At 68.8% G+C, this 20,306-nt stretch carries 23 protein-coding genes; 8 read left to right on the top strand and 15 right to left on the bottom strand.

What is annotated here, in order from left to right; genetic code table 11:
• Positions 1-7: 7 nt before the first annotated feature.
• From aroC to prmB, 3 genes are all read right to left on the bottom strand, one after another.
• Complete coding sequence (aroC, locus tag LQ771_RS05270; protein ID WP_231351319.1) at positions 8-1,096, bottom strand: chorismate synthase; 1,089 nt, start codon at positions 1,094-1,096, stop codon at positions 8-10.
• A gap of 132 nt (positions 1,097-1,228) precedes the next feature.
• On the bottom strand, positions 1,229-1,768 hold the full coding sequence (locus tag LQ771_RS05265) for a GNAT family N-acetyltransferase (RefSeq protein ID WP_231351318.1): 540 nt from the start codon (positions 1,766-1,768) through the stop codon (positions 1,229-1,231).
• Positions 1,769-1,789: 21 nt separating this feature from the next.
• The gene (prmB, locus tag LQ771_RS05260) at positions 1,790-2,710 is read right to left on the bottom strand and encodes a 50S ribosomal protein L3 N(5)-glutamine methyltransferase (RefSeq protein WP_231351317.1); all 921 of its coding nucleotides are present in this window, start codon (positions 2,708-2,710) and stop codon (positions 1,790-1,792) included.
• Positions 2,711-2,801: 91 nt separating this feature from the next.
• On the opposite strand from prmB, the gene asd reads away from it, so the two are divergent.
• Together asd and LQ771_RS05250 are read left to right on the top strand one after the other, a co-directional pair.
• Entirely contained in the window at positions 2,802-3,653 is an 852-nt protein-coding gene (asd, locus tag LQ771_RS05255; RefSeq protein WP_231351316.1) for an archaetidylserine decarboxylase, read from the top strand.
• 89 nt (positions 3,654-3,742) lie between these two features.
• Positions 3,743-4,195, top strand: a complete 453-nt coding sequence (locus LQ771_RS05250) for a hypothetical protein (RefSeq protein ID WP_231351315.1) — start codon at positions 3,743-3,745, stop codon at positions 4,193-4,195.
• Positions 4,196-4,288: 93 nt separating this feature from the next.
• Here LQ771_RS05250 and LQ771_RS05245 read toward each other — a convergent pair whose 3' ends face one another.
• Positions 4,289-5,770: a transglycosylase SLT domain-containing protein gene (locus tag LQ771_RS05245; RefSeq protein WP_231351314.1), complete on the bottom strand. Its 1,482-nt coding sequence runs from the start codon at positions 5,768-5,770 to the stop codon at positions 4,289-4,291.
• A gap of 140 nt (positions 5,771-5,910) precedes the next feature.
• Here LQ771_RS05245 and LQ771_RS05240 point away from each other — a divergent pair, with 140 nt between their 5' ends.
• The 3 genes from LQ771_RS05240 to greB are packed head-to-tail and all read left to right on the top strand — an operon-like array spanning position 5,911 to position 9,169.
• A complete protein-coding gene (locus LQ771_RS05240) occupies positions 5,911-7,407 on the top strand; it encodes a helicase HerA-like domain-containing protein (protein ID WP_231351313.1) in 1,497 nt (498 codons plus the stop codon).
• Positions 7,407-8,666, top strand: a complete 1,260-nt coding sequence (locus LQ771_RS05235) for a hypothetical protein (RefSeq protein ID WP_231351312.1) — start codon at positions 7,407-7,409, stop codon at positions 8,664-8,666. Before LQ771_RS05240 ends, LQ771_RS05235 begins: the two co-directional genes overlap by 1 nt.
• Positions 8,663-9,169: a transcription elongation factor GreB gene (gene greB, locus LQ771_RS05230; protein WP_231351311.1), complete on the top strand. Its 507-nt coding sequence runs from the start codon at positions 8,663-8,665 to the stop codon at positions 9,167-9,169. The genes LQ771_RS05235 and greB overlap by 4 nt, the downstream gene beginning before the upstream one ends.
• On the opposite strand, the gene LQ771_RS05225 is transcribed toward greB, so the two are convergent.
• The 3 genes from LQ771_RS05225 to rimO form a co-directional block, all read right to left on the bottom strand.
• Entirely contained in the window at positions 9,154-9,558 is a 405-nt protein-coding gene (locus LQ771_RS05225) for a YidH family protein (RefSeq protein ID WP_231351310.1), read from the bottom strand. The genes greB and LQ771_RS05225 overlap by 16 nt on opposite strands.
• Positions 9,559-9,637: 79 nt before the next feature.
• On the bottom strand, positions 9,638-10,432 hold the full coding sequence (locus tag LQ771_RS05220) for a DUF3025 domain-containing protein (protein ID WP_231351309.1): 795 nt from the start codon (positions 10,430-10,432) through the stop codon (positions 9,638-9,640).
• A gap of 6 nt (positions 10,433-10,438) precedes the next feature.
• Positions 10,439-11,776, bottom strand: coding sequence for a 30S ribosomal protein S12 methylthiotransferase RimO (gene rimO, locus LQ771_RS05215; protein WP_231351308.1), 1,338 nt, complete (start codon positions 11,774-11,776; stop codon positions 10,439-10,441).
• A gap of 106 nt (positions 11,777-11,882) precedes the next feature.
• On the opposite strand from rimO, the gene LQ771_RS05210 reads away from it, so the two are divergent.
• Positions 11,883-12,551 carry a dienelactone hydrolase family protein gene (locus tag LQ771_RS05210; RefSeq protein ID WP_231351307.1) on the top strand — a complete coding sequence of 223 codons (669 nt, stop codon included), beginning with the start codon at positions 11,883-11,885 and terminating at the stop codon, positions 12,549-12,551.
• The gene (locus LQ771_RS05205) at positions 12,548-12,964 is read left to right on the top strand and encodes an HIT domain-containing protein (protein WP_231351306.1); all 417 of its coding nucleotides are present in this window, start codon (positions 12,548-12,550) and stop codon (positions 12,962-12,964) included. The genes LQ771_RS05210 and LQ771_RS05205 overlap by 4 nt, the downstream gene beginning before the upstream one ends.
• A 37-nt stretch (positions 12,965-13,001) precedes the next feature.
• Here LQ771_RS05205 and LQ771_RS05200 read toward each other — a convergent pair whose 3' ends face one another.
• The 4 genes from LQ771_RS05200 to apbC form a co-directional block, all read right to left on the bottom strand.
• Positions 13,002-13,493, bottom strand: a complete 492-nt coding sequence (locus LQ771_RS05200) for a hypothetical protein (protein WP_231351305.1) — start codon at positions 13,491-13,493, stop codon at positions 13,002-13,004.
• Between the two features lie 94 nt (positions 13,494-13,587).
• The gene (gene dcd, locus LQ771_RS05195) at positions 13,588-14,154 is read right to left on the bottom strand and encodes a dCTP deaminase (protein WP_231351304.1); all 567 of its coding nucleotides are present in this window, start codon (positions 14,152-14,154) and stop codon (positions 13,588-13,590) included.
• Between the two features lie 140 nt (positions 14,155-14,294).
• Positions 14,295-14,852, bottom strand: coding sequence for an NADPH-dependent FMN reductase (locus LQ771_RS05190; RefSeq protein ID WP_231351303.1), 558 nt, complete (start codon positions 14,850-14,852; stop codon positions 14,295-14,297).
• Positions 14,849-15,943 carry an iron-sulfur cluster carrier protein ApbC gene (gene apbC, locus LQ771_RS05185; protein ID WP_231351302.1) on the bottom strand — a complete coding sequence of 365 codons (1,095 nt, stop codon included), beginning with the start codon at positions 15,941-15,943 and terminating at the stop codon, positions 14,849-14,851. Before apbC ends, LQ771_RS05190 begins: the two co-directional genes overlap by 4 nt.
• 158 nt (positions 15,944-16,101) lie before the next feature.
• Here apbC and LQ771_RS05180 point away from each other — a divergent pair, with 158 nt between their 5' ends.
• Entirely contained in the window at positions 16,102-16,548 is a 447-nt protein-coding gene (locus LQ771_RS05180; protein WP_231351301.1) for a DUF2147 domain-containing protein, read from the top strand.
• Positions 16,549-16,644: 96 nt separating this feature from the next.
• Here LQ771_RS05180 and panC read toward each other — a convergent pair whose 3' ends face one another.
• The 4 genes from panC to pcnB all read right to left on the bottom strand — a co-directional run bounded on the left by panC (position 16,645) and on the right by pcnB (position 20,295).
• Positions 16,645-17,490: a pantoate--beta-alanine ligase gene (panC, locus tag LQ771_RS05175; RefSeq protein ID WP_231351300.1), complete on the bottom strand. Its 846-nt coding sequence runs from the start codon at positions 17,488-17,490 to the stop codon at positions 16,645-16,647.
• Positions 17,491-17,508: 18 nt separating this feature from the next.
• Positions 17,509-18,339: a 3-methyl-2-oxobutanoate hydroxymethyltransferase gene (gene panB, locus LQ771_RS05170; RefSeq protein ID WP_231351299.1), complete on the bottom strand. Its 831-nt coding sequence runs from the start codon at positions 18,337-18,339 to the stop codon at positions 17,509-17,511.
• 155 nt (positions 18,340-18,494) lie between these two features.
• Complete coding sequence (gene folK, locus LQ771_RS05165) at positions 18,495-18,977, bottom strand: 2-amino-4-hydroxy-6-hydroxymethyldihydropteridine diphosphokinase (protein ID WP_231351298.1); 483 nt, start codon at positions 18,975-18,977, stop codon at positions 18,495-18,497.
• Between the two features lie 10 nt (positions 18,978-18,987).
• Entirely contained in the window at positions 18,988-20,295 is a 1,308-nt protein-coding gene (gene pcnB, locus LQ771_RS05160) for a polynucleotide adenylyltransferase PcnB (RefSeq protein ID WP_231351297.1), read from the bottom strand.
• Positions 20,296-20,306 lie beyond the last annotated feature (11 nt).

Raw genomic sequence — 20,306 nt, 5'->3', positions numbered from 1 at the left:
CGAATGCTCAGGCGATGCGCGGGCCGACCGGGCCCACGTCGCCGCACTGGGCGCGATGGCGCAGTGCATGGTCCATCAGCACCAGCGCCAGCATGGCTTCGACGATGGGCGTGGCGCGGATGCCCACGCAGGGGTCGTGCCGCCCCTTGGTAACCACCTGTACCGGCTCGCCGGCAAGGTTCAGGCTCTGGCCCGGCACCAGGATGCTGGAGGTGGGCTTGAACGCCACCGAGACCGTCACCGGCTGGCCGGTACTGATGCCGCCAAGGATGCCACCGGCGTTGTTGGACGCAAAGCCGTCCAGACCCATTTCATCGCGGTGCCGCGTGCCGCGCTGGGAAACCGCCGCGAAGCCCGCGCCGATCTCCACGCCCTTGACCGCGTTGATCGACATCATGGCGGCCGCCAGGTCACCGTCCAGCTTGCCGTAGACCGGCTCACCCCAGCCCGGCGGCACGCCCTCGGCCACGGCGTTGACGCGCGCCCCGACCGAGTCGCCGGACTTGCGCAGCGTGTCCATGGCCTTCTCCAGTTCCGGCACCTGCGCCGCATCCGGCCAGAAGAACGGGTTGGCCTCCACCGCATCCCAGTCGAATTCCCGCGGCAGAACATCGCCCAGTTGGGCCAGGTGACCGCGCACGCGTACGCCATACCGCTCGGCCAGCCATTTCCTGGCGATCACCGCGGCGGCCACGCGCATGGTGGTCTCGCGCGCCGAGGCTCGACCACCACCGCGCGGGTCGCGGATGCCGTACTTCTGCCAGTAGGTGTAGTCGGCGTGGCCAGGGCGGAAGGTCTGCGCGATGTCGCCGTAGTCCTTGCTGCGCTGGTCGGTGTTGCGGATCAGCAGCGCGATCGGGGTGCCGGTGGTGCGACCTTCGTAGACGCCCGAGAGGATCTCCACCTCGTCCGCCTCGTGGCGTTGCGAGGTATGCCGGCTGCGGCCGGTGGCGCGACGCTCGAGGTCGTGGCGAAAGTCCTCCGGCGCGATCGCCAGTCCCGGCGGGCAGCCGTCGATGACGCAGCCGATCGCCGGCCCGTGGCTTTCGCCGAAGGTGGTGACGGTGAAGAGCTTGCCGAAGGAATTGCTGGACATGCCGCGCGCCCGCTACGAGGAAACCGAAGCATAGCCGCTCGCCCGACCTCCCTGTGGGAGCGCACCCGTGCGCGACCGCCATGCCGGATCTTGCGGTGTTGGCGAAGCTCGCGGTCGCGCACAAGTGCGCTCCTACAGGGGCTTGGCCGACTGCCACTCGCGGGAGAGCATGGCGAACACCACGTCGTCCACCCACTCGCCATGCAACCACAGGCTTTCGCGGAAATGCGCTTCCTGACGCATGCCCAGCGCCTGCAAGAGGGCCATGCAGGCGGCGTTGCGGGGATCGACCGAGGCGTGGATGCGACGCCAGCCCAGTACGTCGAAGCCCTGGTGAAAAAGGGCCCTCAGCACCTCGCGCGCATAGCCCCGACCCTGCTGTGTGGATGCCAGGCTGATGCCGAATTCCACCGAGTCGCCCGGCGTGGCAGGCAGGCACACGCCCAGGTCGCCGATCAGCGCGTGGCCATCACGCAGGCGGATGGCGCGCTGGAACCAGAGGCCCGGCGCCGGCTCGGCCTGCGTGTCGATGAAGGCCCGCGCCTCCGCGACGCTCGTCGGCCGCCAGCCCTGGAAGCGCGCCACCGCGGGATCGGCCCGGCAGGCGTACAGGGCTTCGGCATCGTCCGGATGCAGGCGATCGAGCCGCAGGCGGTCGGTGCTCAGTTCCATGTGGCCACCTCCTGCGATGGCTCAGCGGCGCGCATCGGCCGCGGCGCGGATCGTCGCGGCGTGCTCGACCAGGTCGCGGCGCTCGAGCGCGAACACACCCATGGGTCCGACCTTGAACTCGATCCAGACGAAGGGTACTTCGGGCAGCAGCGCCGCCAGCGCGTGCTCGCTCTCGCCCACCTCGACGATCAGCAGGCCGTCGTCACTCAGGTGGTCGGCTGCCTGGTCCAGGATGCGCAGGCAGATGTCCAGGCCATCCTCGCCCGAGGTCAGGCCCAGCTTGGGCTCGTGGCTGTACTCGCCGGGCAGCGCCGCGTACTCGTCCTCGGTCACGTAGGGAGGGTTCGAGACGATCAGGTCGTAACGACGGCCTTTCACGCCATCGAACAGGTCGGACTTGACCGCTTCCACGCGCCCTTCGACGTGCTGGAACGCGATGTTCTCGCGCGCCAGCGAGAGCGCCTCGTCGCTGACGTCGACGATGTCGACCTGCCAGTCGGGGTTGTACTCGGCCATGGCGATGCCGATGCAGCCCGAGCCCGTGCACAGGTCCAGCGCACGCTCGACGTGGCGGCCGTCCAGCCACGGGGCGAAGCCCGACTCGATCAGCTCGGCGATGGGCGAGCGCGGGACCAGCGCGCGGCGGTCGCTCTTGAACTTGAGCCCGGCGAACCAGGTCTCGCCGACCAGGTAGGCCACCGGCAGCCGCTCGGTGACGCGCCGCTCGATCAGCTCCAGCACGCGCTTGCGCTCCTCGGCGGTGAGTTTGCCGGCGCCATAGGCCGGCGGGATGTCCGGCGGCAGGTGCAGGCTGGCCAGCACCAGGTGAGTCGCCTCGTCGATCGGGTTGTCGTGGCTGTGCCCGAAGGTCAGCCCGGCGGCGGAGAAGCGGCTGGCGCCGTAGCGGATGAAGTCGATGATGCTGGACAGTTCGGCGGTCACGGGCCTTTCCTGGCGGGCGCGGCTTGGAGGATCGGCGATTATCCCTCAGCCCCGCGCTCAGGGCGACCGGCTTGGCGCTTATACTGGCCGGATGACTTTCGCCGTCCTCGTCCAGTACCTCCTCCCCCATCGCGCCCTGTCCCGGGTGGTCTACTGGGCCACGCGCTGGACCTGGCGGCCATGGAAGAACTTCCTGATCGGCCAGATCGTGCACCGCTACAAGGTCGACATGGCCGAGGCGGCGCAGCCGGACCCGTTCGCCTACCAGCATTTCAATGCGTTCTTCACCCGCAAGCTGAAGCCCAACGCGCGACACGAGGACGGCGATCCGACCGCCCTGATCTCGCCGGCGGACGGCCGCATCAGCCAGGCCGGGCGCATCGTCGACGGGCGGATCTTCCAGGCCAAGGGGCAGGACTACACCGCGGCCGAACTGCTCGGCGACGAAGCCGCGGCCGCGCCCTACCGCAACGGCGACTTCGTCACGATCTACCTGTCCCCGCGCGACTACCACCGCGTGCACATGCCGCTGGGCGGTACGTTGCGGGAAACCGTGCACGTTCCCGGCCGCATCTTCAGCGTGGCTCCGTTCGCGGTGGAGGCGATCCCGCGGCTGTTCGCGCGCAACGAGCGGCTGGTCTGCCATTTCGACAGCCCCAACGGCCCGTTCGTGGCGGTGATGGTCGGCGCCGTGCTGGTGTCGTCCGTGGCCACCGTCTGGGACGGCCTGGTGATCCCGCCCTATGCCTCGGACATCCGCCGCAAATCGTTCGCCGGCCAGGGCATCACGCTGGCCCGGTTCGGCGAGATGGCGCGCTTCAACATGGGCTCGACGGTGATCCTGCTGCTGCCGCCCGGGATGATCGAGCTCGACGCGCTCCAGCCCCAGCAGACGGTCAAGCTGGGCCAGCGGCTAGGCCGCCGGCCGTTGCCGAAGGGCTGACGCAGAACGTCATTCTGTGACGTTTTAGGCGTCCCCCGCCACTGCGCTTGGCTATGCTCCCGCCGTCAAACGGCTCCCGGGGAGAACCCATGCGATCGATCGTCCCGCTCATCGCCTTCGTGCGCGGCCAGCAGCTGGAACGGCAGTTCCGCCGCATCGGCAAGATCCTGGACGCATTGCCGGCCTCGGCCCGCGCGAGGCTGAGCCTGCTCACCCTGCGCGAGATCGGCCAGGCGGCACGCAGCGAGTTCCCGCATCTCTACGGCACCCCGCCTCAGGACCGCTACCTGCCCTGGGGCCGCGGTACCGCCACCGGCTTTGCCCGGGCTTGTTCGGACAACCCCGAGGTCGCGCTGCGCGGCATGGCGCTGTGGCTGGCGGTGGCCTACCACGAGACCAAGGATTCGCCCCACGCGTTCGTGCGCTCGCGCCACCGGCAATTGCTTCGCGTGGTGCGCGAGCTGAAGGAGTTGCACGGCAGTGGCGCCCGCGAACGCGAGGACGTGGCGGAGAGCTGGATGCAGCCCAGCGCTGCGGCCTGAGCCGGCACTTCGTAGGAGCCCACTTGTGGGCGATGCTCTTGATGGCCCGCGCTTGAGCGCATCGCGCACAAGTGGGCTCCTGCGAGAAGCGGTTCAGCGACGGCAGGACGGCAGCCGCAACACCTGGCCCGCACGGATGCGGTGATGCTTGAGGTCGTTGAGATCCGACAGCTCTCGCACGTCCGAGCAGCCCAGCTTGTGCACGATGCCCAGCAATGTGTCGCCGCGGCGCACGATGTAACGCGAGTGCGGGCGCACCGTGCGTGTCGGCGCCGGTTTGACCACTTCCGGTACCACCGCGGAGTGCAGGTCGCTGGCCAGGATCGGCCACGGCCCGTCGACGCAGCGCGAGGCGTAGACCGACTCCAGCTCCCTGGGCACCTGCAGCTGGCTGCCGACGGGCTGCTCTTCCTGCGGGTTCAGTCGCGGATTGAGGTTGCGCAGCGTGCGGAACCAACCATCGTTCATGCCCTGTGCCGAGCCCATGCAGATGGTCAGCTCGGACAGCGACGCCGGCCGCTTGAGCGTGATGCGACCCGGCGCACCGTCGATCTTCGGGAAGTCCAGGTTGTAGCTGTCCGGGTGCAGGAAAAGCCACGCCGCGGCCAGTACCGCCGGCACGTACTCGCGGGTTTCCTGCGAAAGCTGGTTGTAGATCGACGGGTCGTAGAAGCTCACGTCGGTGTTGCCGCCGACCATCCGGCGCATCCGCCCCTCGCCGCCGTTGTACGCGGCCAGCGAGAGCTCCAGGTTGTTGTTGAACACCTTCAGCTGTTCGTCCATGTACGCGGCGTTCGCTCGCGCGGACTCGGACGGGTCGAAGCGGGTGTCGAAGCCGCTCTGGCTGTTCAGGCCGAAACGCAGGCCGGTCGCGTACATGAACTGCAGCGGCCCGGCAGCGCCCGAGCGGGACACCGCGTGCACCTTGCCGTGGGACTCCTTGGCCATGATGCCGAACAGCAATGCCTCGGGCAGGTCGGCCTTGTCGTACTGCGGCCACATCTGGTAGCGCATGTACTGGTAGTTGATCCAGGTGTCGACCAGGTTCGAGCGCCACTGGGTCAGCCACATTTCCAGCGCGGCCTTGACCGGGCCGTTCATGGCGATCAGTTCGGAGAGTTTGTGCCCGCGCAGCAGCGTTACCGCACGTTGCGCCTGCGGCAATGCGGCCGCGCCGCCCGGATTGCCGGCGACCGCCTCTTCGGGTGCCTCCTCGCCGACGGTTTCCAGGTCGTCACCGGCGAAAAAGCTGCCGTCCTTCAGGCGCAGCAGCCGGTCGAACACCGAGTAGAAGCGCTGCGAGTCGCAACCGGGCGTCGCGCCACAGCGCGCCGCGGCCTGCTTGAGGCTGTCCAGCGAGTCCTTGAGGCTCTGCTCGGAGGCCTGGTCATCGCCCTCGCGCGCCTGCTGCAGCGCAGTCTCATAGCCCTTGCTGGCCTGGTCGAGCTGCGCATACAGCGCGTTGACGTCGGCGGAGGCGCGACTGCCGCCGCCGCTGGCGCAGCCGGCAAGCAGGACGAGCCCGGCAGCCAGCGGCGCCAGGCGGAAACGGTGGGCAAGATTAGACAGCGGCATGACGAAAGCTTGACGGCGGGGATACATTCACCTTAGCGCATGCAGCGCCAATGCCAAAACCGCGGCGTCCGCCGGAATTCCCGAACTGCGACCTGGATCCGCCTGGCTACAATCGCCCATCCGACGCACGGAGCGCCTGCATGTCCGAGATCCTGATTGGTCGCAACGAGACCGCCGAGGTGGTACTGGAATCCCGTTACGGGAATCGCCACGGCATGGTCGCCGGCGCCACCGGCACCGGCAAATCGGTTTCGCTGATGGTACTGGCCGAGGGCTTCTCGCGGCTGGGCGTGCCCTGCGTGCTGGCCGACGTGAAGGGCGATCTGGCCGGGCTCGCCACCGCGGCAAGCGAGCCCGGCGACAGGCTCCAGGCACGCTTGTCGAAACTCCGGCTCACCGACTGGCAGCCGCAGGCCAACCCGGTCATCTTCTGGGACCTCTACGGCAGGCAGGGCCACCCGCTGCGCACCACCGTCAGCGAAATGGGCCCTACCCTGCTCGGTCGCGTGCTGGAACTCAACGACACCCAGCAGGGCGTGCTGGAGATCGTCTTCAAGCTGGCCGACGACCAGGGCTGGCTGCTGCTGGACCTGGCCGACCTGCGCGCGTTGCTCGCCTTTGCCGCGGAGAACGCCAGGGACATCTCCACCCGATACGGCCTGATCGGCAAGACCAGCATCGCGGCCATCCAGCGCGCGCTGCTGGCGCTGGAACAGGCCGGCGGCGGCAACTTCTTCGGCGAACCCGCGCTGGAACTGGCCGACCTGATGCGCCAGGACATGAGCGGGCGCGGCGTGATCAACGTGCTCGCCGCCGACCAGCTGATCCTCAAGCCCCGCCTCTACACCACGTTCCTGCTGTGGCTGCTGTCGGAGCTGTTCGAGCAGTTGCCGGAAGTGGGCGACCAGGACCTGCCCAAACTCGTGTTCTTCTTCGACGAAGCGCACCTGCTGTTCGACGACTGCCCGCCCGCGCTCCGCCAGCGCGTGGAACAGGTCGTGCGGCTGATCCGCTCCAAGGGTGTGGGCGTGTACTTCTGCTCGCAGAACCCCGACGACGTGCCGGAGGACATCCTCGGCCAGCTCGGCAACCGCATCCAGCACGCGCTGCGCGCCTTTACCCCGCGCGACCAGAAGGCCGTGCGCGCGGCCGCCGAGACCTTCGCGCCCAATCCGAAGCTCGACGTAGCCGACGCGATCGGGCAGCTCGGCGTGGGCGAGGCGCTCGCCTCGACCCTGCGCGAAGGCGGCGTGCCCAGTCCGGTCGAGCGGGTGCTGGTCACCACGCCACGCTGCCGCATCGGCACCCTCACCGAAGCCGAGCGCACTGCGGTACGCCAGCGCTCGCCGGTGGGCGGTAAGTACGACACGGCCGTCAACCGCGACTCGGCCGCGGAAATGCTCGCCCGTCGCGCCGACACGAAAGCGGCCGACGCCGACACCGTCGCCGACACGTCGTCACCGAAGCCGGAGGGGGGCGCCTGGAATGGCGCCGTGCACGATGCGCTGTTCGGCACCAGCCGCCGCCAGGGCATGATCGAGACCATGGGCAAGCAGGTGGCGCGCACGATGGGCAGCCAGATCGGGCGGCAGATCCTGCGCGGCGTGCTGGGTGGCATCTTCGGCGGGAGACGCTGATGCCGCACGTCGCCACCGTCGCGGTCGATACCCCGTTCGCCGAGAGGTTGCGGCAGGGCTTCGGCTACCCGCTGCGCGGCGCCGCGCTCGCCACCTGCGTGGCACTGGCGCTGGCCCACTACGTGGCGTTGCTGCCAGCCTTCATCGGCCTGCTCGGTGGTGCGCTGGTGTGGATGGCGACCTGGCGCTATGCGGCCGACTGCATGCAGCACACGGCGCACGGTTATGCCGACCCGCCGGATGTCGGCATCGACGGCAGCGACACGGCCGGCTGGGCGTTGACCGCGATCCACCTGTTCGCCGTCGCCTGCGGCGTGGTGGCGGGCGTGTTCTTCCCTTCGATGCTGTGGCCGGTGGTGGTGGTGTTCGCGCTGATCCTGCCTGCGGTGGACATGACCCTTGCTTTCGACGCCAACCTCGCGCTGGCGCTCAACCCGCTGCACCTGGCCCGGGTCGTGGCCGGTTTTGGCGGCGCCTACCTGGTGCCGGTGGTGATCAACCTGCTGCTGGGCGTGCTGGTGGTGGTGGCGTCGGTGACCACGGCGATGCTCCCGCGCATACTGGCCGTGCCGCTGTTCGCCTTTGCCAGCACCTACCTGGTGGTGCTGGCGTTCCATCTGATGGGCGGCATGCTGCACCAGCGCAGCGAACACTTCGGCATCGAGGCGCATGCCGAGGAACTGGCCGCCGAGGCCGGGCAGGACGAGGACAGCCGGCTCGCCGCTCATGCCCGCGAGCTGGCCGCGACCGACCCGCAAGGTGCATTGCGGCTGCTCGCCGGCCGGCTGCAGGACCGGGTCGCCCCGCCGGTGCTGCATGAGACCTATCGGAAACTGATGCGACAGCAGGGCATGCGCGAGGGACTGCTGGTCCACGGCCAGGTCTGGATCGCCGCACTGGTGGCCGGCGGCGACGCGCGCAAGGCGCTCGGGCTGGTCCAGGAATGCAGCGAGCTCGATCCTGCGTTCCTGCCCGACGACCCGGCCAATGCCGGCGCGCTCGCCGAAGTGGCCGCCCGGCATGGACTGAACCGCATGGCCGTGCAGTTGTGCCGCGGCTTCCTGAAGACCTGGCCGCGCGATGTCCGCGGGGCCGCGTGCGCCCTGCTTGGCGCCAGGCTGCTCGCCGGCCCGCTGGGCCAACCGGTGGAGGCGCTGGTGCTGCTCGGACGCCTGGGCGAACTGCCGGACAACCATCCGCTCCGACCTGAAGTGGAAACGCTCACCGCGCGATTGCGTCAGACGGCGGGTGCAGCATGAGTCGCTGGCGTCCACCCGCCCCCTCTTCCACCGCGATCGTCACCCGTGAAGGCTTCGAACGGCTCAAGGCCGAACTCGATCACCTGTGGCACACGTTGCGGCCCGAGGTGGTCAAGGCGCTGGCGGCCGCCGCGGCCGAGGGCGACCGCTCCGAGAACGCCGAATACACCTATCGCAAGAAACAGCTGGGCGAGATCGACCGGCGCGTGCGCTACCTCAGCAAGCGCATTCCCCTGCTCAAGGTCGCCGAGGGCGCGCCAGCCGATCGCGACACCGTGTTCTTCGGCGCCTGCGTCGCGCTGGAAAACGTCGACGGCGGTGACACCGTCCGCTACCGCATCGTCGGTCCGGACGAGACGGACGCCAAGCGTGGCTGGATCAGCATCGACTCGCCGCTCGCCCGCGCGCTCCTCAAGAAGAGACTGGACGACGAATTCGAGGCGGAGCTTCCCGCGGGCCGCACGCGGTTTGCCGTGATCGCCGTGGATTACGCATCCGGCTGAGAACTGAGCGCCGCCAGTTCCTGGCCCACGTAGACGACCAGAAACAGGCCCAGCAACACCAGGATCGCCGCCAGCAGCTTCTCGCCCACGGGCCCGGCGTAATCCTCCATGCGTTCGTGCGCGATGTCCCGGCGGTTGCGCAGGAAGCGCGCCGATGCGAGCAGGATGATCAGCGCGCCGAACACGATCAGCAGCAGGCCGACCCACTCGGTCAGGCGCAGGTGCATATGCAGCTGGTGCGCCGCGCGCGAGGCGTTCTGCGAGGCGTAGGTGATGAACAGGTCGAAGCGCTCGACCAGGAAACCGAACGCCATCACCGCAATCGCCGTGCGCACCCAGGCCAGGTAGGTGCGTTCGTTGGCGGCGTGGTCGTTGAAGCGTGGAATCACGCGGAGCGCTCCCCGTGCGGAAGCGCCACTGTGCCCGCAAAGGCGTCAAGGGGCCGTGGGTTGGCGCTTGCGCGTTCGCCTATGCCGGCAGTGGCTGCGGATACGCCCGCCCCGCGCGCAACGGCCGGTAACAGGCCGCCTCCCGATGGAACGCCTCGCTTGCGTTGCCCTCATGCCATCCGGGAATGCCCGACAACGGCAAGGGTCGCAACTCCTGCGGATCGCGCAACAGGCGTCCCTCCGCGATCGCTTGCCCCACCCGCTCGCAGGCCGGTCCCTGCCCGATCACCGCGATGGCCTTGCCGACCAGCAAGCGGTCCGGCGTCAGCGCATGCTCGAGCAGTGCATGGCCGAACACCACCAGTTCGAGCGAACCGTCCAGCCACGCGTCGCGCCGGCGCCAGAACAGGCCATGCCAGTCGTGCGCATCCCACAGGGCCAGCAGCGAGGGATCGCGCAGCGCGACGATCACGCCCGCCTCGTCGAAATGCGTCAGTGCGCATTGCGCGCGGGTGCGGCTTTTCGGGCCGACACGGCCGATCTCGGCCACCTGCTGCGCATTGAGCGCGCGCTTGAGCGGCGCGTGGCGCAGCCATACCAGTGCGTTCAACAGATCGTGCCAGTTGCGCTCGCGCGTCGCGATGGCACCGGTCTCGGCAATGCGCTGCTCGTAGTGGCGGCCATCAGCCAGCAGTCCCGGCGTCTGCGCCACGAAGCGCTCGCGTGCCGCGGCGGGCCAGCGCGCGTTCAAGGCGTCAAGCGCAGGCCAATCCGGCCCGATGAGCAGTTCCGCCGAATCGTCCCATCCCGCCAGCGGCGGCCGCCCGAACACGAGCGGGTCGACCGCCTCGCGCGCTGGCGCGACGTACCGCACCGACGGCTACACGACCTTGAGCAGCGGCTGCGCCAGCCGCGCGTGCAGATCGTGCTCGTCGGCCCCCTCGACCACCACCTGCACGAACTGGCCGGGCTTGAGCGCCTGCCCGTCGGCGATGTGGACGACGCCATCGATTTCCGGCGCATCGGCCGCCGAGCGCGCGACCGCGCCGTCGACGCCGGCCTCGTCGACCAGCACGGTCAGCGTGCGGCCGAGCTTGCGCTGCAGCTTGGCCGCGGAGATCTCCGCCTGCACCGCCATGAAGCGCTCGAGGCGGTCTTCCTTCAGTTCCTCGGAAACCGGGTCGGGCAACTCGTTCGCCCGGGCGCCTTCGACCGGCGAGTAGGCAAATGCCCCCACGCGATCGAGCTCGGCCTCGCGCAGGAAGTCAAGCAGTTCCTCGAACTCGGCGTCAGTCTCGCCGGGGAAGCCGACGATGAACGTGCTGCGCAGGGTGATGTCCGGCACCGCGGCGCGCCAGTTGCGGATGCGCTCGAGCGTCCTGTCGATGTTGCCGGGCCGCTTCATCAGCTTGAGGATGCGCGGGCTGGCGTGCTGGAACGGGATGTCCAGGTAGGGAAGGATCTTCCCCTTCGCCATCAGCGGCATCACCTCGTCCACGTGCGGGTACGGGTAGACGTAGTGCAGGCGCGTCCACACGCCGAGCTCGGACAGGCCCTGGCAGAGCTCGGTCATGCGCGTGCGGTACGCCTTGCCGCGCCACTCGCGCTCGGCGTACTTAAGGTCCACGCCGTAGGCGCTGGTGTCCTGCGAGATCACCAGCAGCTCCTTCACGCCGCCCTTGACCAGCCGCTCGGCTTCGACCAGCACCTGGTCGACCGGCCGCGACACCAGGTCGCCGCGCATCGAGGGGATGATGCAGAAGCTGCAACGGTGATTGCAGCCCTCGGAAATCTTCAGGTACGCGTAGTGCCTGGGCGTCAGCTTGATGCCGGTGTCGGGCACCAGGTCGAGCAGCGGATTGCGCTGCGGCGGCAGCGCCGTGTGCACCGCGCTCATCACGCTGGCGTAGTCCTGCGGGCCGCTGATCGAGAGCACCTCGGGATAGGCCTCGCGGATCAGCTCCGAGCGCTTCCCCAGGCAGCCGGTGACGATCACCTTGCCGTTCTCGTGCAGCGCCTCGCCGATCGCGTCCAGCGACTCCTGCACCGCCGCGTCGATGAAGCCGCAGGTGTTCACCACCACCGCGTCCGCTGCCTGGTAGCTGGGCACGATCTCGTAGCCCTCCACCTTGAGCTGGGTAAGGATACGCTCGGAATCAACCAGCGCCTTGGGGCAGCCGAGGCTGACGAAACCGATCTTGGGAGAAACCTGCGACATGGAGTGCTACCGAAGAAGTGCCGTAAAAACCGGACATTATACGTGAGCGGGCCGCTCACCACCGGCCCGTTATGCTTGCGGTTTCAGCCACATGCAGGGAGCCATCATGGGACAGTCGATCAACATTCCCACCAGTGGCACGCAATGCATCGGCGGCTACCTTGCCAGGGCGGAGGGCAAGCCCAGGGGCGGCGTGGTGGTGATCCAGGAGATCTTCGGCGTCACCGAACACATCCGCGACGTGGCGGACCGCTTCGCGGCAGCGGGTTACACGGCGATCGCGCCGGCATTCTTCGACCACCTGGAAACCGGCCTGGAGCTTCCGTACGACGACAGCGGCACGCAGCGAGGCAAGGCGCTGGCCACCGAACTGGGCCTGGAGCGCGCCGTGGAGGATGTCGCCAGCGCCGCCGAAGCGATCGCCTCGGCCGGCCGCATCGGCACGGTCGGCTTCTGCTGGGGCGGTACCGTGGCGCTGCTTTCGGCACTGCGACTGGGATTGCCGTCGGTGAGCTATTACGGCGCGCGGAACCTGCCCTTCCTCGGCGAAACACCCAAGGCGGCGGTGATGTTCCACTTCGGCGAACACGACAGGAGCATTCCGCCCGAAGCGGTGGCCAAACACCGCGAGCGGCTGCCGCAGATGGACATCTTTACCTACCCGGCGGGACATGCCTTCAACCGCGACGGCGATCCGCACTACGAGGAAGCCAGCGCCAGGCTGGCCTGGCAGCGCACGCTGGCCTTCTTCGACAAGGAGCTGGCAGGCGCATGAGCAGCATCGGATTCGAGCTCGACCCCCGCCTGGCGGCCGATACCCTCGCCGTGGCGCGACTGGACCTTTGCGAAGTACGCCTGATGAACGACGCGCGCTTCGCTTGGCTGGTGCTGGTGCCGCAACGTGCGGGGCTGGTCGAGATCGCGGACCTCACGCCCTCGGAGCGGACGCTGCTGTGGCATGAAACCGACCGTGCCGGCGCCGCCCTGCGCGCCGTGGCGCCCTGCGACAAGCTCAACCTCGGCGCACTGGGCAATATCGTGCGCCAACTGCACGTGCACGTGGTGGCGCGCTGCGAGGGAGACGCCGCGTGGCCGGGCCCGGTGTGGGGCAGCGGAAGCGCCAAGCCGAGGCCAGAAGCCGCCAGCGAGGAGCTCATCGGGAAACTCCGGGCCGCCCTGTCCGCCTAGGAGTCCGCTGCTGCCCGAGTGAGCTCGGTAGACGGGCTCAGTGCTGGTTCCGGTCGAAGCCACCGTCCGAGGCGGCCTTGCCCTTCAGCTCGTCGCTCATCTTGACCGGGGCGTGGTAGTCCTCCAGCGCGCGAGCCTTGGTCTCGACCGGGTTGATCTTCTTCAGCGTGCCGTCGTCCTCGTAGTACGCGGCGAAACCGTAGTCGAGCACCATCCGCGCCATGAACTGCAGGTGCGCCTTGCGGACCTTCGAGTCGTCGCTCGGCACCAGCAGCACGGTCTTGGGCAGCTTGCCGACATCCTTCAGGTAGGCGAAGTGACTGCCGGTATCCAGCGCGGAAAGCACCGCGCCATCGACCAGGAACTGGCCGCTCTTGTAGGCCTCGAGCGTGGTGTCGAACTCGTTCTGCGCCTGGGCCATGGCGGCCTGTTCCTTGACGCTGTTGCCGTGGCAACCGCCCAGCGCCAGCAGGCTGCCCAGCAGGAGCGCGGCGCCGGCGCGGTGGAACATCGTGGTAAAGCGGGTCATGGGGATCTCCTGGGTCGAACCTGGGAACAGGCGCAGTGTAGCGCCGGGCAAGGGCGCGCCGGCCGCTCCTGGCCGGTGCGATTCAGGCAGCCGCTCAGGTACGCGGCAGGGTCACGCCCTGCTGGCCCTGGTACTTGCCGCCGCGGTCCTTGTAGCTGGTCTCGCACTCCTCGTCGGACTCCAGGAAGAGCATCTGCGCGACGCCCTCGTTGGCGTAGATCTTGGCCGGCAACGGCGTGGTGTTGGAGAACTCCAGCGTCACGTGGCCCTCCCACTCCGGTTCCAGCGGCGTGACGTTGACGATGATGCCGCAGCGCGCGTATGTGCTCTTGCCCAGGCAGATGGTGAGCACCTTGCGCGGGATCCGGAAGTATTCGACCGTCCGCGCCAGCGCGAAGGAGTTGGGCGGGATGATGCACACGTCCGCCTCCACGTCGACGAAGCTCGTGGGATCGAAAGCCTTCGGATCGACGATGGTCGAATTGATGTTGGTGAAGATCTTGAACTCGCGCGCACAGCGCACGTCGTAGCCGTAGCTGGAGGTGCCGTAGGACACCAGCTTGTTGCCTTCGCGCAGCTTCACCTGGCCCGGCTCGAAAGGCTCGATCATGCCGTGCCCTTCGGCCATGCGGCGGATCCACTTGTCGGACTTGATGCTCACGCGGCGCTCCATCGGTGGCCCGCTGCCGGGCGCAAAGCGGGAAAAATACACGGTCGGGCATTGCCGGCGCCAGCCGGGCCCCGGGCAGGCGGCCTGGCCGAGGCGATTCCGGTCACGGCGCCGGGCCGCGACACCCCCGCTTACAGGGAGGATGTTCCGGCGACCAGCGCGTGTTCCAGCGCAGAGAGCAACGCACGCAGTTCCGCACAGCGCCCAGGGCTGCGCAGCACCTCGTCGCGACTGCAACCGGCACCGGGCAGTGCCACCGTACCGCTGGCGCCGCCGAGCACGCGCGCCGACATCGTCCGCAGGATCTCCGCCAGCGCCTGCTGCGCATGGTCGGACCCGCGTCCGGAGGCATTGAGCAGCGCCACCGGTTTGCCGGGCAGTTCCAGGCTGCCAACCAGCCAGTCCAGCAGGTTCTTGAAGGCGCCGGGCACGCCATGGGCGTATTCCGGGCAGGCGATCAGCAAGGCGTCGGCCTGCCCCACGGCCTCGCGCAAGGCCAGTGCCTCAGGCGGCAGTGCCTCTGCCTCGACGTCCGGATTGAACGGCGGCAAGCCTCCCAGGCCGCCGTACAGCACCAGCTCCAGCCCTGCCGGCGCAAGCGCCTGCGCGGCCTGCAGCGCCGCCGTATTCGCCGAACGCCGACGCAGGCTCCCCGAGAAACACAGGATCCGCCTGTGTGCCGTCCTCACGCGGGCGGCGCGTTCTGCACGACGATTTTGCCCAGCCCCAGCGCCTTGTTGCGCGGCTGGCGGGAAAGGCGGCCGGCGGCGTTGCGCGCGATCTCGCGGTAACGCGCGGCAAGGTCCGAATCAGGCATCGCCGCGACCGTCGGCGTGCCGCCGTCGGCCTGCTCGCGGATGCGGATATCCAGCGGCAGCGAGCCCAGGTAAGGGATGGCGTACTGCTCGGCCATGCGCGTGCCGCCACCACTGCCGAACACGTGCTCCTCGTGGCCGCAGTTGGAGCAGACGTGGGTTGCCATGTTCTCGACCAGGCCCAGCACCGGCACCTCGACCTTCTCGAACATCTTCAGCGCCTTGATCGCATCGAGCAGGGCGATGTCCTGCGGCGTGGTGACGATCACCGCGCCGGCCACCGGTACCTTCTGCGAGAGCGTGAGCTGGATGTCGCCGGTGCCCGGCGGCAGGTCGACCACCAGGTAGTCGAGCATGTCCCAGCGGGTGTCGCCGAGCAGTTGCATCATCGCCTGGGTGACCATCGGGCCGCGCCAGATCATCGGCGTCTCCGGATCGACCAGGAAGCCGATCGACATCGCCTGCAATCCGTGGGCTTCCATGGGCGTGATGCTCTTGCCGTCGGGCGACTGCGGCTTGCCCTCGATGCCGAGCATGCGCGGCTGGCTGGGGCCGTAGATGTCCGCATCCAGCACGCCGACCCGCGCGCCCTCGGCCTTGAGCGCCAGCGCCAGGTTCGCCGATACCGTCGACTTGCCCACGCCGCCCTTGCCGGAGGCGACCACGATGATGTTCTTGACGTTCGGCAGCGGCGCCAGCACGCCCTGTACCTTGTGCGGCTGGATGCGGCTGGCGATCGATACGCTGGCCGCCTCGATCGCCGGATCGGCCTCCAGCGCCTGGCGCACGCGCATCGCCAGCTGGTCGGCGACCGACGCGGCCGGATAACCCAGCTGGATGTCCACCGACACCCGCGCGCCGTCGACGCCCACCGCCCGCACGGCATCGGCGACGGGCGCGCCGGTGTGCGGGTCGACCAGGTCGCCGAGCAGTTGGCGCACGCGCGCCTCGTTCACTTCGCTCATGGGAGAAACTTCTAGGTTCGAAGACCGTCCATTATGCCAGCCATGGCCACCGCCCCGGCTGATGCAGGTCATCGCGCGGGCGTTGCGCAACGCAGCTTGACGGCCCCGCGACGGCTCGCCAGTCTGCGCACCGTACGCTTTCGTACGGGAGGGCAACCATGAAGCAACTGTTCCGCCTGGCGCTTGCCGCCGGCCTGCTGCTCGGCAGCACCGCCGTCTTGGCCGCCAACGACACCCCGGTCGGCACCTGGAAGACCATCGACGACGCCACCGGCAAGCCGAAGTCGATCGTGCAGATCACCGAGCAGAACGGGGAACTGCAGGCCAAGGTGCTCACCGTGCTGCAATCGGACGAGGGCCCGCACCCGCTCTGCCGCAAGTGCGAGGGCGAACGCAAGAACCAGCCGGTCGAAGGCATGGTGATCATGTGGGGCGTCAGCCGCGATGGCGACGTATGGGACGGCGGCAAGATCCTCGATCCGCACAACGGCAAGACCTACAAGGTCAGGCTGAAGATGCTCGACGGCGGGCAGAAGCTGGACGTGCACGGCTACGTGGGCTTCGCGCTGCTGGGCCGCAGCCAGGTGTGGGAGCGCCAGGAGTAAGACGCTTTCCCGTAGGAGCCCACTTGTGGGCGATGCTTTTTTGCGTGGCGTAATAACAGCATCGCCCACAAGTGGGCTCCTACGGGGAGCGGGGCGTCAATCGAACGGCAGGTTGTCGATCAGCCGCGTGCTGCCCAGGCGTGCGGCGATCAGCGCGACCAGGCCCTGGTGCTCGTCGTCCGCCGGTTCGGCCAGGTCTTCGGCGCGACGGATCACCGCATAGTCCGGCAGGAAACCCGCGCGTCCCAGCGTCGAAGCCGCGGCCTGTTCGATCACCTTGCGCGCATGGCCCTTCTCCAGCAACTCGCGCATCTTCAGCAGCGTCTCGTGGATCTGCGGCGCCAACGCGCGTTCGGCCTGCGACAGGTACTGGTTGCGGGAACTGAGCGCCAGGCCGTCGGCTGCGCGCAAGGTCGGCGCGGCGACCACCTTCAGCGGCAACGACAGGTCGCGCACCATCCGTTCGATCACCTTCAGCTGCTGGAAATCCTTCTGGCCGAACACCGCGACGTCCGGCTGCACCAGGTTGAAGAGCTTGCACACCACCGTGGCCACGCCGTCGAAATGGCCCGGCCGGTGCGCCCCCTCCAGGATGTCGGTGATGCCTGGCACGCTCACGCGCACGCTTTGTCCGGCGCCGAACGGATAGATGGTGGAGACATCCGGCGCGAACAGCAGGTCACAGTCCATCTCGGCCAGGCCGGCCTGGTCCTGGGCAAGCGTGCGCGGATAGCGCTCGAAGTCCTCGCCCGGGCCAAACTGGGTTGGATTGACGAACACGCTCGCCACCACGCGGTCGGCGCGCGCGCGCGCCAGCTTGATCAGCGAGTGGTGGCCTTCGTGCAGATTTCCCATCGTGGGCACGAAACCGACGGTCTGGCCCTGGACGCGCCAGCCACGAATGGCCGCGCGCAAACCGGCGGCGTCTTGCACTGTCTGCATGGGATGGTTACCTGGTGATCAGTCGAAGCAATGTTCCGGCGCCGGAAAAGCGCCACTGCGCACATCCGCGGCAAAGGCGGCAATGGCCTCGGCGACAGAATTGCGACCGGCGAGGAAATCCTTGCTGAACTTGGGTCGCTTGCCCGGGGTGATGCCCAGCATGTCGTAGATCACCAGCACCTGGCCGTCGCAATGCGGGCCGGCCCCGATGCCGATCACGGGGATTTGCACCGCCCGGGTGATCCGCTCGCCCAGCGCGCTGGGCACACCCTCGAGCACCAGCAGATCGGCGCCGGCGGACTGTACGGCGAGCGCCTCGGCAAGTACGCGGTCGGCCGCCTCCTGTTCGCGTCCCTGGATGCGGAAACCGCCGAACTTGTGCACCGACTGCGGCGTCAGCCCCAGGTGCGCGCACACCGGCACCGCACGGGCGGTCAACGTGGCGATGGCGTCGAGGATATGCGGCGCGGCCCCCTCGATCTTCACCGCCGCCGCGCCCGCCTCGCCGACCAGCCGCGCGGCTGCTTCCAGCGTATGCGCCACGTCGCGGTCGGCCATGAACGGCAGATCGGCGACCAGTAGAGTGGATTGCAGGCCGCGCGCCACCGCACGGGTGTGGTAGACCATGTCCTCCAGGGTCACCGGCAGCGTGCTGCGATGACCCTGCACCACCATGCCCAGCGAATCGCCGACCAGCGCCACGTCCACGCCGGCGGCCTCGACCTGCCAGGCGAAGCTGGCGTCGTAGGCGGTCAGCATGACGATCCTGCGTCCCTGCGCCTTCATCGCCCGAAGGCCCGGCACGGTGACCGGCTTGCGGGCGGGAACGCTGGCGTTGTCCACGTACACGGCACTTCCTCGGGATGGGCGAACGGCCGATTATCCGGCGCCCGGGCGCCAAAGGCCAAGCACGGCGGCCAGCCCTGGCGGGAACCCCTCGCGGGCGAGGCACCTGCCCTGCTCGGCCGCGGGCACAAGAAGCACCGCTTGCAAGGAGGCGCCTATCAGGGCAGCGGTTCGCAGCCGGTGGTGTCTGCCAGGGCCAGCAGCGCGTCCACCCTGCCCTGGCCGGACAACTCCAGGTCGGGCGCCAGCTCGGCCAGCGGGAGCAGCACGAAGGCGCGCTCGGCGATGCGCGGGTGCGGCAGGGTCAGGCGTTTGTCGTACCGTGCCTCGCCATCCATGTGCAGAATGTCCAGGTCGAGCGTCCGCGGTCCCCAGCGCTCGCCTGCGCGTACGCGGCCCGCGTCGCGCTCGATCTGCAGCATCGCAGCCAGCAACTGGTGCGGCGTGAGCGTGGTTTCCAGCTCCGCCGCGGCGTTGATGAACGGGGGCTGCTCGCGCAGCCCCCACGGTGGCGTGCGGTAGAAGCGCGAGTGCGCCACCAGGCGCGTGCGCGGCAACGCGGCCAGCGCGTCGAGTGCCCGGCGCAGCGTCTCCGGCACGTCGCCCAGGTTTCCGCCGAGCGCAACGAAAGCGCGCGTCATGCGTGACCGATCAAGCGGAGCCGGACTTGCCCGACGGCTTGCGACGCCGACGCTTGCGTGGTGCCGCGACGACCGTGCCGGTGGACGCGCCCCCCGTGGCCGGCAACGCCGCGGCCAGCACCTCCTGCGGCAGTTGCTGCGCATGCGCCCACCACTGTCCCAGTTCGCGCAACGCGGGCGACTCGGCTGCGCGCAGCAGCAGGAAATCGAACGCGGCGCGGAAACGCGGGTGAGCCATCAGCCGGAATACCCGCTTGCGCTGGATCTGTTCGAAGCGCGGCTGCAGCGACCAGATCTCCTCCATCGTGATGGTGAAGCGGCGCGGAATCGCCACGCGCTGGCACTGCTCGCCCACCACGTGCGCGGCGGCGCGCGCCCAGGCCTCGCCGCCATCGGCGCCCCTGGCCATCGAGGCATGCGCCAGGTCGCGCACCTCGCCCCACAGCAGCACGGCGAACAGGAACGCCGGCGTCACCGACTTGCCTTCGGCGATGCGCTCGTCGGTATTGGCCAGGCCCTGCTCGATCAGCGAACGCAGCGCAGCGTCGCCACGCTTCAGTGCGCGCGCGGTGGCCGGGAACAGGAACTTCAGCAACCCGCACTGTTCAAGCATGCGGAAGCTCTTCAGGCCATTGCCCGCCAGGAACATCTTGAGCGACTCGTCGAACAGGCGCGCCGGCGCCGCGTCGCACAGCAGCGGACCCAGCTCCTCGAACGGCGCGGACGCCTTCGGATCGATGGTGAAGCCGAGCTTGGCGGCCAGTCGCGCCGCACGCAGCATGCGCACCGGGTCTTCGCGGTAGCGCGTGGCCGGGTCGCCGATCAGGTGCAACACGCGGTTGTCGAGATCCTGCATCCCGCCGACGTAGTCGCGCACCGAGAAATCGCTGATGTCGTAATACAGCGCGTTGACGCGGAAGTCGCGGCGCACCGCGTCCTCCTCGATGGAGCCCCACACGTTGTCGCGCACGATCAGGCCATCGACGATGCGGCGATCGCCCTCGGGCGCGTCTTCCTCGCCGGTGCCGCGGAAGGTGGCCACCTCGATGATCTCGGGTCCGAACACCACGTGCGCCAGGCGAAAGCGCCGGCCGATCAGGCGGCAGTTGCGGAACAGCTTCTTGACCTCGTCCGGCGTGGCGTTGGTGGCCACGTCGAAGTCCTTCGGATGGCCACCCAGCAACAGGTCGCGCACGGCGCCACCGACCAGGAAGGCGTCGTAGCCGGCGTCGTGCAGCCTGTAGAGCACGCGCAGCGCGGCCTTGCTGATGTTCTTGCGGGAAATCACGTGCTGCTCGCGCGGAACGACCGCGGGCATGGGCGTGATGG

The organism is Frateuria soli (assembly GCF_021117385.1).
GTDB lineage: Bacteria > Pseudomonadota > Gammaproteobacteria > Xanthomonadales > Rhodanobacteraceae > Frateuria_A > Frateuria_A soli.
Note: the sequence above shows the minus strand (reverse complement) of the source record. Positions and strands in the feature narration are given on the sequence as shown.

Bases quoted from the DNA above. Each gene is read 5' to 3' on its own strand.
- aroC (WP_231351319.1), bottom strand. From the start codon at position 1,096: ATGTCCAGCAATTCCTTCGGCAAGCTCTTCACCGTCACCACCTTCGGC.
- LQ771_RS05265 (WP_231351318.1), bottom strand. From the start codon at position 1,768: ATGGAACTGAGCACCGACCGCCTGCGGCTCGATCGCCTGCATCCGGAC.
- asd (WP_231351316.1), top strand. From the start codon at position 2,802: ATGACTTTCGCCGTCCTCGTCCAGTACCTCCTCCCCCATCGCGCCCTG.
- LQ771_RS05250 (WP_231351315.1), top strand. From the start codon at position 3,743: ATGCGATCGATCGTCCCGCTCATCGCCTTCGTGCGCGGCCAGCAGCTG.
- LQ771_RS05245 (WP_231351314.1), bottom strand. From the start codon at position 5,770: ATGCCGCTGTCTAATCTTGCCCACCGTTTCCGCCTGGCGCCGCTGGCT.
- LQ771_RS05240 (WP_231351313.1), top strand. From the start codon at position 5,911: ATGTCCGAGATCCTGATTGGTCGCAACGAGACCGCCGAGGTGGTACTG.
- LQ771_RS05235 (WP_231351312.1), top strand. From the start codon at position 7,407: ATGCCGCACGTCGCCACCGTCGCGGTCGATACCCCGTTCGCCGAGAGG.
- greB (WP_231351311.1), top strand. From the start codon at position 8,663: ATGAGTCGCTGGCGTCCACCCGCCCCCTCTTCCACCGCGATCGTCACC.
- rimO (WP_231351308.1), bottom strand. From the start codon at position 11,776: ATGTCGCAGGTTTCTCCCAAGATCGGTTTCGTCAGCCTCGGCTGCCCC.
- LQ771_RS05210 (WP_231351307.1), top strand. From the start codon at position 11,883: ATGGGACAGTCGATCAACATTCCCACCAGTGGCACGCAATGCATCGGC.
- LQ771_RS05205 (WP_231351306.1), top strand. From the start codon at position 12,548: ATGAGCAGCATCGGATTCGAGCTCGACCCCCGCCTGGCGGCCGATACC.
- LQ771_RS05200 (WP_231351305.1), bottom strand. From the start codon at position 13,493: ATGACCCGCTTTACCACGATGTTCCACCGCGCCGGCGCCGCGCTCCTG.
- apbC (WP_231351302.1), bottom strand. From the start codon at position 15,943: ATGAGCGAAGTGAACGAGGCGCGCGTGCGCCAACTGCTCGGCGACCTG.
- LQ771_RS05180 (WP_231351301.1), top strand. From the start codon at position 16,102: ATGAAGCAACTGTTCCGCCTGGCGCTTGCCGCCGGCCTGCTGCTCGGC.
- panC (WP_231351300.1), bottom strand. From the start codon at position 17,490: ATGCAGACAGTGCAAGACGCCGCCGGTTTGCGCGCGGCCATTCGTGGC.
- folK (WP_231351298.1), bottom strand. From the start codon at position 18,977: ATGACGCGCGCTTTCGTTGCGCTCGGCGGAAACCTGGGCGACGTGCCG.
- pcnB (WP_231351297.1), bottom strand. From the start codon at position 20,295: ATGCCCGCGGTCGTTCCGCGCGAGCAGCACGTGATTTCCCGCAAGAAC.